This window comes from Caballeronia sp. LZ034LL, assembly GCF_031451215.1.
In the GTDB taxonomy this organism is placed as follows: Bacteria; Pseudomonadota; Gammaproteobacteria; order Burkholderiales; family Burkholderiaceae; genus Caballeronia.
Genome location: NZ_JARUXR010000004.1, coordinates 1,241,557 through 1,253,445, shown reverse-complemented (window position 1 = coordinate 1,253,445; position 11,889 = coordinate 1,241,557). Strand labels below are relative to the sequence as shown.

Here is an 11,889-nt window from a genome sequence, read left to right as displayed (position 1 = left end):
ATGGAACAGGCATTTCGCGCAGGACTTTTCGAAGGCAGGACGGTGCTCGTGTCGGGCGCGACGAGCGGTATCGGTCTCGCGATTGCAAGCGGCTTCGCAGCGCTCTCGGCGCGGGTCATCGCCACGGGCAGTTCCGATGCCAAGCTCGCGGCCCTGCGCGCGGACCGCACGCTGGAAGGCATCCGTTTTGAGAAGCTCGACGTGCGCAGTCCCGGCGACATCGTGGACTTCGTCGCGCAGCTGGATGAACTCGATGTGCTGGTGAATGCCGCGGGCGTCGCGCGTCCCGCCGACGAATACACGGATGCGGTATTCCAGGAAGTGCTCGACGTGAACCTGAGCGCGGCGATGCGTCTTTCGATGGCGGCGCGCGACCGGCTCGAATCCCGGCGCGGCGCGATCATCAACATCGCCTCGATGCTCAGTTTCATGGCCGACGCCGACGTGCCCGCGTATTGCGCGAGCAAGTCGGGCATCGTCGGGCTGACGCGCGCGCTGGCGCATGCGTTCGGACCGGCGGGCGTGCGCGTCAATGCGGTGGCGCCGGGCTACCATCGCACGGACATGACGAAGGCGCTGTGGCAGGACCCGGCGAAGGCGGACAAGATCGCGGCGCGCAGCGCGCTCAAACGCTGGGGCGAGGCGGAGGATCTGGTGGGCGCGGCGACGTTTCTTGCGTCGCCGGCTGCGGCGTTCGTCACGGGCGTGACCTTGCCCGTGGACGGCGGCTATCTGACCGGCGCGTAAGCCAGGTCAGCCGAAGCGGTTGTACATGGTCTTCTTGCGCATGAAGCCTTCGATGCCATGCCGGCCGTCCTCGCCGCCGAGCCCGCTGTTCTTGTAGCCCGTGTGAAAGCCGTGCACGCTTTCGCCGCCCGGCCGGTTGATGTAGACCTCGCCGAAGTTCAGTTCGCCGATGCAGCGCATGATGCGCGCGTTGCTCTGCGTGAAGACATAGGCGGACAGGCCGTAGTCGGACTCGTTCGCGTACTTCAGCGCTTCGTCGAAGTCGGAGATTTTCAGGGCGGCGACCATCGGGCCGAAGGTCTCGTCCTTCATGATGCGCAGGTCGTTGCTGGGCACCGAGAAAATGGTCGGCAGGAACCAGTTGCCGCGCGCATCGAGACTGGTTGCGCCTTCGTGTTTCAACAGCGGCGTGGCGCCTTGTTCAGCGGCGGTCGCGGCGATGCGTTCGAGCTTCTCCACTTCGCCCTTGCTGATGCGCGGCCCGATCTGCACGTCGGTCATCGGATCGCCGACGCGCAGCGCGCCCACCGCGCCCAAGAACTTCTCCATGAACGTGTCGTAGACGCGCTCGTGAATGTACATGCGGTCATTGGACGTACACACCGAACCGCCCGCGAAGAACTTCGACGCCATCGCGGCGGTCACGGCCGCGTCGATGTCGGCATCGTCCATCACGATGAACGGCGCCTTGCCGCCCAGTTCGAGCCGCAAGGGCTTGAGTTGCGGCGCGGCGGCCGCATAGATCTCGCCGCCCGCGCGCACGCTGCCGGTCAGCGACACCAGATCCGTATGGGCATGCGTGACCAGATGCGCGCCGACCTCGCGGCCTGCGCCCAGCACGACATTCAGCACGCCCTTCGGCATGCCGGCGCGCGCGCCGAGTTCGGCGAGATAGAGCGAGCTCAGCGGCGTGAACTCATGCGGCTTGAGCACGATGGTGTTGCCCGCCACCAGCGCCGGTCCGACCTTGCGGGCAAACAGCGCGGCAGGGAAGTTCCATGCGGTCATCGCGGCGACCACGCCGAACGGCACGCGCTGAATCCACACCTGTTCGCGCGGTGCATCGCCGGGAAGGATTTCGCCTTCTATCCAGCGCGCGCTTTCGGCGGCATGTCGCAACAGCAGACTCGTGAAGCCCACTTCGATCTTCGCTTCCGCGAGCGGTTTGCCCTGCTCGGACACGAGCAGTTCCGCAAGCGTGTCGCCGTGTTCGTCGATGAGGGCGGCGAAGCGCTGCAACAGACCCGCACGCGCGATTGCTGATTGCGCGGCCCACGCCGGGAAGGCGGCACGCGCGGCGGCGACGGCGCGTTCGGCATCGCCGGGCGAGCCCTTGCAGACCGTCGCGACGACGGACTCGTCCTTCGGGTTATGGACCTCGATGGTTTCCGTGGAATCCGAGGCGGTCCAGGCGCCATCGACGAACACGCTGTTGAGCGGAATGCCCAGTCGTTCCAGTGCGGCGAAGCTCATTATCCTGTCTCCTGATGGGCCGAACCTGCTTCAAGCAGGCAACGCGGCCAGTTTCTGCCAGTCGAACTCGATGCCGTGCCCGTGTCTTTCGGGCGCAATGGCAAAGCCTTCGTTGATCTTCAGCGGCTCGGCGATGTAATGCTCGATGCCAAAACCATGCGCTTCCAGATAGGAGCGATTCGGCGCGGCGGCGAGCAGATGAACGGTCACGTCGTGCGCGCCGTGCGAAGTGACCGGAAGGTTGTGCGCCTCGGCGAGATGCGCGATCTTCATGAACGGCGTGACGCCGCCGCAATTGGTCACATCGGGTTCGGGGAAGCTGATCTTGCCTTGCTCGATCATCTGTTTGAATTCCCAGATCGTCCGCATGTTCTCGCCGGTGGCGATGGGCAGGCCGCCTTCGGTCGCGATGCGCGCATGACCGGCGACATCGTCGGGGATGATCGGCTCTTCCAGCCACACCAGATTGAACGGCGTGAGGGCGCGCGCCGCGCGGATGGCTTCGTCGACCGACCATTTCATGTTGGCGTCGGCCATCAGCGGGAAGCCTTCGCCGAGCAGCTCGCGCATGGCGGCCACGCGCGCGACGTCTTCGGCGAGAATCTTGCGCCCCACCTTCATCTTGATCGCGCGATAGCCCTTGTCGAGAAACGTCTCCGCCTGCTTCAGCAACTGCTCCAGCGGAAAGTCGAGATCCACGCCGCCCGCATAGACCGGCACCTTCGGATCGAAGCCGCCGAGCATGCGCCAGAGCGGCAGCTTCGCGCGCTTGGCTTTCAAGTCCCAGATCGCCATGTCGAAGGCCGATTGCGCCAGCACGCTCGGGCCGCCACGGCCGCCGTAGTGCAGCGCCCACCAGACCGATTGCCAGAGCGCTTCGGCAAGATCGGCGTCGTGGCCGCGCGCCAGTTCCGCGATCTCCAGTCCTACCGCCTGCACCGCGCGGCCGTTGCGGCCCACCGTGTAGGTGTAGCCGACGCCTTCCGCGCCATCCGCATCGCGCACGCGGATCGTGACCAGCTCGAAGTTCGGAATCAGCCCGTGCGTGCTGTCGGAAAGCGGCACGGGTAGGGGAACGCGGAAGTAGTCGCTCTGGACTTCACGGATGATCGCCATGGGCTTGCCTCGGGTTGAATGAAAGTCTTCGTGTCCGCGCTGCTTCAATGCGCGGCGTCAACGGCCTGTCCAGCGTTCGAGCGTGGCCGCTCGCCTTCCAGAATGAACGCGGCGCAGCGCGTGCCCAGCATCATCGCGGGCGCATTGGTGTTGCCCGCGTTGATGTCGGGCACCGCGGACATGTCGCAGACGCGCAGGCCGCTCACGCCGCGCACGCGCAGGCGCGCGTCGAGCACGGCCAGCGGGTCGCGGTCCGCGCCCATCCGGCACGTGCCCGCCGGGTGGTAGTTGGTCTTGACGAAGCGCTTGCAGTGCTGCCGCAGGCTGTCGTCGTCCTCGCGCTCGGGCATTGCGATACGCGTCAGCCGCCCTGCGAGCGGTTCGGTCCTGAAGGCATCGAGAAAGAAGCGCTGTCCCGCGATCATGCGGCGCATGTCGTCGTCGTCTAACAGCAGATGGGGCGACACGAGCGGCATCGCGGAAGGATCCGCCGAACGCAGCCTCACGTAGCCGCGTGACTTCGGCTTGACGAGCACCGTCGTGATCGTGAACCCATACGTGTCCTGCAACGCGCCATGCGCCTGGCGGTCAAGATAGACGATGGGAATGGCGAAGGCCTGGATGGTCGGTTCGGCATCGCGGTCCAGTGGATTGACGAACGCGCCTGCCTCGAAGCCGGCCGTCAGGATCGGGCCAGTGCCGAACAGGCGGAATTGCAGGCCGTTCTTGAGCATGCGCCAGCCTTCGCCCTGCTTGTAATAGCCATGCCGGCCGCGAGCGATGGCCGTCATCGGCACTTCGGGATGGTCGATCAGGTGCGCGCCCACGCCCGGCAGGTCCACGCGGCACGCAATGCCGTGCTCCGCGAGATGCCCGGCCGCACCAAGGCCCGAAAGCATCAGCAGCTTCGGCGTCACCAGCGCGCCCGCACCCACGATCACCTCGCCCCGCGCATGAACGATGTGCTCCACGCCGCCCTGCCGGTAGGCCACGCCCGTCGCCACGCCGTTCTCGATGATCACGCGGGACACGTCCGCGTTGAGTCTGACCGTCAGACGGTCGTCGTGCGCGAGCGGTTCGATGAACGCATAGGCGGCGCTGCTTCTGCGGCCGTTGCGATTGGTGAACTGATAGTAGCCGACGCCGCGCTGCGACGGCCCATTGAAATCCGGATTGAACGGCTCGCCCATGGCCTGCACCGTCTGCACGAACCAGCGCGAGAAGACATCTACGTGACCGGGATCGGACACCAGCACAGGGCCGTCCACGCCATGCCGGTCGTTGTTGAAGCGCTCGTTGCCTTCGATGGCGCGAAAGTGCGGCAATACCGCGTTCCAGCTCCAGTCGGCGGCATCGGCGTTGTCGCGCAGCACGGCGTCCCACGCGTCATAGTCCGCGGGCCGGCCGCGCATGTACACCTGCGCATTCACCGACGATCCACCGCCCAGCACGTTGCCCTGCGGAATCTCGTGCGCGCGGCCGTCGAGATGCGGCTGGGGCACGGTCGTGTGATACCGCATGTACTTGCTGCCGTGAATGAGCTTGAAGATGCCGGGCGGCATGTCGAGCAGCGGGTGATGATGCGAATGTCCGGCTTCGAGCAACAGTACGCGATAGCCGCCTTTCGTCACGAGATGCGCCGCCGTGACGCAACCCGAAGCGCCGCCGCCCACCACGATGTAGTCGAATTCCTCGCGCGTCACGCCGGGTCTCCGTTGATCGTTCCACTTGCGCATCCCGTCATTCGGGATCGTTCGTGAACAGTCATAAAACGTTTTATGATGTGCCGAGCATAAAACGTTTTATGATCGGCCTGCAACCGCGGCGAACGGTCGGCGGGGTAAACCACAAGTACTGGAAGCAGACTACGTGAGCACATCGAAAGCGCGTCATCGTCCCACCATACTCGACGTGGCCGCGGCGTGCGGCATGTCGCCGGCCACGGTATCGAACGTGCTGGCGGGCAAGCGGCACATCGCCCAGGAGACGCGGGCGCTGGTGCTCGCGAAGGTGAGCGAACTCGGCTATGTGGCGTCGGCGACGGCGCGCGCGCTACGGATGAACCGCACGTGGTCGGTCGGCGTGGTGGTCGGCGACATCGCGAATCCGTTCACACCGGAAGTGCTGCATGGCATAGAAGACGCGCTGTGGGAACGGCATCACAACCTGATCCTGTGCAGCACCGGCTCGCAGTCCGACCGCAAGGTGGCGTATCTGCGCAATCTCATCGACAAGCACGTGGACGGCCTGATCCTCGTCGCGCAGAGACTGACTGCGCACGACGCGGAGGAACTGGATATCGCGCGGCTTCCGCCCATCGTGATGATCAACCGGAAGAGCGATGCAATAAGCGGCGACCTTGTTGCTATCGACAGCCGCGGCGGCATGCGCGCGCTGATGACGCATCTGCTGTCGCTGGGGCATCGGCGCATCGCCTTCGTGAAAGGCCTGCGGGATTCGAGTTCGGCCGCCGAACGCTATCGTGCCTATCGCGCGGCGATGACCGGCGCGAAACTCGTGATCGATCCCGCGCTGGTCGTGCCGGGCGATTACACCATCGAGGCCGGCACGCATGCGGGTGCGTTGCTGGCCGGCATGCGGCAACCGCCGACGGCCATTGTCGCCGCCAACGACCTGATGGCGATCGGCGTACTCGGTGCGTTGCGCGACAAGGGCGTGTCCGTGCCCGGCGATATCTCGGTGGCCGGCTTCGACGACATCTTCCTGGCAAGTCATCCGTTGATCGGACTGACCACGGTCGCGCAACCGAAGTACAACACGGGTGCCATTGCGGCGCGTGCGTTGCTCGAACGGATCGAACAGGGACGTGATCTGGCGCCGCGCTTCATCGGGCTCGACGCGGAACTCAAGGTGCGCGGCAGCACGGCTGCCGCGCGCGGGTCATAACCCTTGCGTGAGTTGCGGAACGGCCTCGAACAGATCGCCGACGAGTCCATAGTCCGCGATGCTGAAAATCGGCGCCTCGGCATCCTTGTTGACGGCGACGATGACCTTCGAATCCTTCATGCCGGCCAGATGCTGGATCGCGCCCGAGATGCCGACCGCCACGTACAACTGCGGCGCGACGATCTTCCCGGTCTGCCCGACCTGCCAGTCGTTGGGCGCGAAGCCTGAATCGACGGCTGCGCGCGACGCGCCCACCGCCGCGCCGAGCTTCTGCGCGAGCGGGTCGAGAATGGCGAAGTTGTCCGCGCTGCCGAGTCCGCGCCCGCCCGACACGACGATGCGCGCCGAGGTCAGCTCGGGCCGCTCGCTGACGGCGATTTCGCGTCGCACGAAGCGGGCGCGCCCGTTCACAGCCACCGCTTCACGCGTGTGGATTTGCGCGTCGCCGCCTGACGCGGCGGCGGCATCGAACGCGGTGGTGCGGATCGTCGCGACCTTGATTGCGTCGCCGCACTGCACGGTGGCGATCGCATTGCCGGCGTAGATGGGGCGATCGAAAGTATCGGCGTCATGGATGGCGATGACATCCGAGATCTGCGATGCATCGAGCTTCGCGGCCACACGCGGCGCGACGTTCTTGCCCGCCGCCGTCGCCGCGAAGAACAGATGCGTGTACGACGGCGCCAGCATCAGCACCTGTGCGGCGAGCGCTTCGGCGAGGCCGTCGGCGAGTTGCGGCGCGTCGATCAGGATCACGCGCTCCACGCCCTCGATGGCGCTGGCCGCTTCCGCTGCACCGCGTGCATCATGACCCGCGACCAGCACATGCACACTATTCTGCAACTGCTGCGCGGCGCTCACCGCGTTGAGCGTGGCGGCCTTGATGCGGGCGCCTTCGTGTTCGGCAATGACGAGAGTGGTCATTCAGATTACCTTCGCTTCGTTGCGGAGTTTGTCGATGAGCGCGGCCACGTCGGTCACGCGCACGCCGGCCTGGCGCGCGGGCGGTTCCTTCACGGTGAGCGTCTTCAGGCGCGGCGCAGGATCGACGCCGAGTTCCGCCGGGCTCAGCGTATCGACCGGCTTCTTCTTCGCCTTCATGATGTTGGGCAGCGTCACGTAACGCGGTTCGTTCAGGCGCAAGTCCGTCGTGACGATGGCCGGCAACGTGAGTTCGATCACTTCGAGCCCGCCGTCCACTTCACGCGTGACCGTGGCCGTGTCCGTGCCGATCTCGATGTGGCTGGCGAACGTGGCCTGCGGCCAGTCGAGCAGCGCGGCGAGCAACTGGCCGGTCTGGCCCGCATCGTCGTCGATGGCTTGCTTGCCGAGAATCACCAGCTGCGCCTCCTCGCGCTCGACCGCCGCCTTCAGCAGCTTGGCGACGGCCAGCGGCTGCAATTCCGCATCGGTGTGGATGTGCACGCCGCGATCCGCGCCGATGGCCAGTGCCGTGCGCAGCGTTTCCGCACTCTGCACCGGGCCGCAGGTCACCGCGATCACTTCGCTGGCATGACCGGCTTCCCTCAGCCGCACGGCGGCTTCCACGGCGATCTCGTCGAACGGGTTCATCGACATCTTCACGTTGCTCGTCTCGACGCCGCTGTGATCCGCCTTCACGCGGACGTTCACGTTGTAATCGACGACACGTTTCACTGCTGCCATGACTTTCATGTCTGGGCCTTCTTCAGGAAACTGCGCCGACGCCATACTTGCCGGTCAGCAAGGCGCCAGTCGCGAAACGTTCGATGGAATAGGGCGCGAGCGAGACCTCGGTCGGCAGGCCGAGCGCGGCTTGCGCGAGCACCAGGCCGACCGTCGGCGAGAGCTTGAAGCCGTGACCGGAGAAGCCATAGCCGATCACCAGCCCTTCGATGCCGGGCAAGCCGCCGAGGACGGGATTCCAGTCGGGCGTGACGTCATACACGCCGGTCCACGACGATGCAATGCCCGCCGCCTCGTACGCCGGAAAGCGCTCGGCGACCTGCGCGCCCACTTCGACGACATAGTCCATCGGAATGTCGCCTTGTTCGGTGTCGGCGTGGTCGAGCTTTTCGCCGGCGGTGCCTTCGCTCACCAGCATCTGATTGCCGCCGTAGCTGCGGTAATAGAGCATGCCCGGCGACGCGAGGTCCTTGAACACCGGCATCTGGTACGTGTAGGCCGCGCCCTCGCATTCCAGCGCGAGCACCGCGTGACGTTCGGGCGAGACCGGCAACGCCTGGCCGGTCCAGCCGGCGAGTTCCGGCGTCCAGATGTTCTGCGTGCTGACGACCATCGAGGCGGCGAAATCGCCCGCGCTGGTCGAGACGCCGCGCACCTTGCCGTTTTCGATCAGCAAGCGGTTCACCGTGACGTTCTCGCGTATCGTCACGCCGCCGCGCCGTGCGGCGCGCGCAAAACTCGTCGCGGTCAGATAGGCATCGGCGAAACCGGCTTCGGGTTCGAAGCCGATCAAGGCGGCATCGTCGAAGCGGGCGATCGGCATGAGTTCGTGCGCCTGCTGCGCGCTCAGCAATTCGAGCGGAATGCCTTGTTGCTGCTGCTGTTCGAGCGAGGCGCGCAAGGGTTCGACCTTGTCGCCCTCGGCCGCGACGATCATGTAGCCGCTCTTCACGAGGCCGCATGACGCTTCGTCGTCGCCGAGATACGTCGCGAAGTCGTTGAACACGGCCCACGACTTGCGCGCGAGCTGGACGTTTTCCTTCACCGAATAATGCGTGCGCAGAATGCCCGACGATTGCGAGGTCGTGCCCGCGCCGATGGTCGCGCGGTCCAGCACGAGCACGTTCTTTGCGCCGAGCTTTTGCAGGTGGAACGCGACCGACGTGCCGACTACGCCGGCCCCGATCACCACCACGTCATAAGTATTCACGGTTGCGCTTCCTTTGCGATGCGGATGATGGATGCAGTGTGCCGCGCCGCCTGCGCCGCGCGGCGTTCATAAGGAACAACGATGCTAAGCAGAAGCGCGGGCACGCCACGGGTGTCAGGCGGCGCCTTCCAGCCCCTTCATGACTTCGGCCTGCACGGTTTCCCAGATCGACTTCTTCATCTCGAGATACGCGGGCGAGAGCTGTACGTCGGCGGAGCGCGGCATCGGCAGGTCGTTGCGGATGTCCTGCACGATGCGTCCCGGCTTCGCGCCCATCACGATCATGCGTGTGGAGAGCATCAGCGCTTCGTCGATCGAATGCGTAATGAAGACGATGGTCTTGCCGCTCTTCTCATACAGCGACAGCAGCTGTTCCTGGAGCACCTGGCGCGTCATGGCGTCGAGTGCGGCGAAGGGTTCGTCGAGCAGCATCACGTCAGGGTCGTTGGCGAGCACGCGAGCAATCGACACGCGCTGCTTCATGCCGCCCGAGAGCCTGCCGGGATAGCTGTCCTCGAAGCCCTTGAGGCCCACCGCCTCGATATGACGGCGGGCCGCCTCGCGCCGCTCCGCCTTGCTGACGCCGCGCATCTTGAGACCGAACGCGACGTTCTCGCTGACCGTCTTCCACGGGAACAGCGCGTATTGCTGGAACACCATGCCGCAGGCCGGCTCGATGTCCTTCACAACCTTGTCGTGAACGAGCACGCGGCCTTGCGTCGGCTGCTCGAAGCCGGAGATCATGTTGAGCATCGTCGACTTGCCGCAACCCGATGCGCCGAGCAGCACGACGAATTCGCCCCGGGCGATATCGAGGTTGACTTCCTTCAGCACCTGCAGCGCGCCATAGCTTTTCGCGACGCCTTTGAGGCGGATCATCGGCGCATTCATCGTTGCCATGAGAGCACCCCGCGTTCGATGAGGCGAAACACGGCATCGGTAATCAGCACCGTGATGCTGATGAGCACCATGCCGAGCACGACCGTGTCGGTCTGGAAGAACTCGCGTCCGTTCATGATCATGAAGCCCAGGCCTTGCTGCGCGGCGACGAGTTCAGCGGAGATCACGCAGGTCCACGAGAGGCCGAGAATCACTTTCATGCCGGACAGGATCTGCGGAATGCAGCCCGGCAGGATCACTTCGACCATCACTTGCCAGCGGTTCGCGCCGAGATTGCGTGCGGCCCGAATAAAAATCGGGTCGATACTGCGCGTGGCGTCGATCACATACAGCAGCGCCGGCGCGAACGAGCCCATGAACACGATGCTGTACTTCTGCGTCTCGGTGATGCCGAACCACAGCAGCGACAGCGGGATCCAGCTCATCGAGGGCAGCGGGCGCAGGAACGACAGCAGCGGATCGAACACGGCGCGCGCCACGCGCGACGTGCCGAGCACGATGCCGAGCGGAATCGACACCAGCGCGGCCGCAAGGAAGCCGACCATCACGCGGCGCGTCGAGGCGAGCACGTGATCGAGCAGCGCATGCTGGTTCCACATGCGGATGCCGCGCGCCAGCACTTGCGACGGCGCGGGCAGGAACACGGGATCGACCAGTCCGGCGCGGCAGATGAGTTCCCACAGCAGCAGGAAACCGATCAACGAGCAGGCGCTGACGACGAACAGTCCGCCGCCGTCACGCCATCTACGATTGGAGGCCATCCGCGCGCGCTCAGAGATAAGTTGAGTTGATCCAGTCCGCCACCTTCGGCGACTGATCGATCTGCTTCAGGTCGACGAGCATGTCCGAGAGCTTTTGCACGCCATCGACGAACGGCCCCGGCTTGCCGCCGTTGCCCACGAAGAGCGCCTTCTGCTGCGCGTGCGAATACCACTGGGTCTGCTTGAGGACGGCCATCTGCTCGTCCTGGGACAGGCTGGTGAGCGTCATCAGGATCGGCGCGGCTTTCTCGGGCTGTTGCGTCATCAGGTCGTTGGCTTGCGCGATGCCTTGCAGGAAGGCCTTCGGCACTTCCGGATGCGCGCTAGCGAAGGCCGTGCGGACCAGCAGCACGTCCGGTCCCGGCGTCAGCTGGAACTGCTTGTAGAGCGAGAAGGACGAGTCGTCGAGCAGCAGCTTCGTGTCGGGCAGGGCGCGGATGCGGTCGAAGGTCGGCGTCCATGCGGCGGCGGCGTCGATCTGGTTGCCGCGATAGGCGGTGAGCAGTTCGGTGGCCGGCAGATTGATGATGCTGACGTCCTTGGTCGGGTCCATGTTGGCCTGGCGCAGTACGTCGAGCAGCAGCACGTGCGAACTCGACGCATACGTGACGCCGATTTTCTTGCCCTTGAGGTCCGCGAGCGACTTCACGTTGGCATGCACCAGCAGGCCTTCGGACTTGCCGAAGTTGTTGGGCGTGGTGATGAGCTGGAACTGCTTCGCGCCGTTGGCCATCAGCGCCAGCGCCGAGACGACGCCCGTGCCGGCGATATCGAGGTTGCCCGACATCACCGCGCCCATGCGCGCGGAGGAGGTCGAGAACGACTGCCAGCGACAGTCGATGCCGAGCTTCGTGAAGATGTCGGTCTTCATCGCGACATAGGCCGCGTAGTGCCCGAGCCATGCCGAGCCGCCGTAGTTGACGGGAACCGCCGCCGCGCGCGCCAGCGGCGCGAAGCCTGCCGAAATGCCCGCCGTGGCCGCGGCCGCGCCGATCCAGGAAGCCTGCTTCAGAAAAGTACGGCGATTGCTTGTCATCGTTATATCCGTCCGAATGAGAGGTTTGAACCGGCGGCGTGCCCGGGGTGATCTGGTCCGCCATCGATGGTAGT

At 65.3% G+C, this 11,889-nt stretch carries 11 protein-coding genes; 2 read left to right on the top strand and 9 right to left on the bottom strand.

Annotated features, from left to right (window positions below):
• Positions 1 to 747 carry an SDR family oxidoreductase gene (locus QCE83_RS33190; protein ID WP_309820920.1) on the top strand — a complete coding sequence of 249 codons (747 nt, stop codon included), beginning with the start codon at positions 1 to 3 and terminating at the stop codon, positions 745 to 747.
• Between the two features lie 6 nt (positions 748 to 753).
• Here QCE83_RS33190 and QCE83_RS33185 read toward each other — a convergent pair whose 3' ends face one another.
• The 3 genes from QCE83_RS33185 to QCE83_RS33175 are packed head-to-tail and all read right to left on the bottom strand — an operon-like array spanning position 754 to position 5,039.
• The gene (locus QCE83_RS33185) at positions 754 to 2,220 is read right to left on the bottom strand and encodes an aldehyde dehydrogenase family protein (RefSeq protein ID WP_309820919.1); all 1,467 of its coding nucleotides are present in this window, start codon (positions 2,218 to 2,220) and stop codon (positions 754 to 756) included.
• A gap of 30 nt (positions 2,221 to 2,250) precedes the next feature.
• A complete protein-coding gene (locus QCE83_RS33180) occupies positions 2,251 to 3,336 on the bottom strand; it encodes a mandelate racemase/muconate lactonizing enzyme family protein (RefSeq protein ID WP_309820917.1) in 1,086 nt (361 codons plus the stop codon).
• A 44-nt stretch (positions 3,337 to 3,380) separates the two neighbouring features.
• A complete protein-coding gene (locus QCE83_RS33175) occupies positions 3,381 to 5,039 on the bottom strand; it encodes a GMC family oxidoreductase N-terminal domain-containing protein (RefSeq protein ID WP_309820915.1) in 1,659 nt (552 codons plus the stop codon).
• A 166-nt stretch (positions 5,040 to 5,205) separates the two neighbouring features.
• Between QCE83_RS33175 and QCE83_RS33170 the strand changes: the two genes are divergently transcribed.
• A complete protein-coding gene (locus QCE83_RS33170) occupies positions 5,206 to 6,243 on the top strand; it encodes a LacI family DNA-binding transcriptional regulator (protein WP_309820912.1) in 1,038 nt (345 codons plus the stop codon).
• On the opposite strand, the gene QCE83_RS33165 is transcribed toward QCE83_RS33170, so the two are convergent.
• The 6 genes from QCE83_RS33165 to QCE83_RS33140 all read right to left on the bottom strand — a co-directional run bounded on the left by QCE83_RS33165 (position 6,238) and on the right by QCE83_RS33140 (position 11,815).
• Positions 6,238 to 7,167, bottom strand: coding sequence for an FAD-binding protein (locus QCE83_RS33165; RefSeq protein WP_309820910.1), 930 nt, complete (start codon positions 7,165 to 7,167; stop codon positions 6,238 to 6,240). The two genes, QCE83_RS33170 and QCE83_RS33165, sit on opposite strands and share 6 nt — an antisense overlap.
• Positions 7,168 to 7,917 (bottom strand): electron transfer flavoprotein subunit beta/FixA family protein, encoded by a 750-nt coding sequence (locus QCE83_RS33160; protein ID WP_309820909.1) that lies wholly within the window; start codon positions 7,915 to 7,917, stop codon positions 7,168 to 7,170.
• 13 nt (positions 7,918 to 7,930) lie between these two features.
• Positions 7,931 to 9,118: an FAD-binding oxidoreductase gene (locus QCE83_RS33155; RefSeq protein WP_309820907.1), complete on the bottom strand. Its 1,188-nt coding sequence runs from the start codon at positions 9,116 to 9,118 to the stop codon at positions 7,931 to 7,933.
• Positions 9,119 to 9,232: 114 nt separating this feature from the next.
• Complete coding sequence (locus QCE83_RS33150; RefSeq protein ID WP_309820905.1) at positions 9,233 to 10,018, bottom strand: ABC transporter ATP-binding protein; 786 nt, start codon at positions 10,016 to 10,018, stop codon at positions 9,233 to 9,235.
• Positions 10,006 to 10,779, bottom strand: coding sequence for an ABC transporter permease (locus tag QCE83_RS33145; RefSeq protein WP_309820903.1), 774 nt, complete (start codon positions 10,777 to 10,779; stop codon positions 10,006 to 10,008). Before QCE83_RS33145 ends, QCE83_RS33150 begins: the two co-directional genes overlap by 13 nt.
• A 10-nt stretch (positions 10,780 to 10,789) precedes the next feature.
• Positions 10,790 to 11,815 (bottom strand): ABC transporter substrate-binding protein, encoded by a 1,026-nt coding sequence (locus QCE83_RS33140; RefSeq protein WP_309820901.1) that lies wholly within the window; start codon positions 11,813 to 11,815, stop codon positions 10,790 to 10,792.
• Between the last annotated feature and the right edge of the window lie 74 nt (positions 11,816 to 11,889).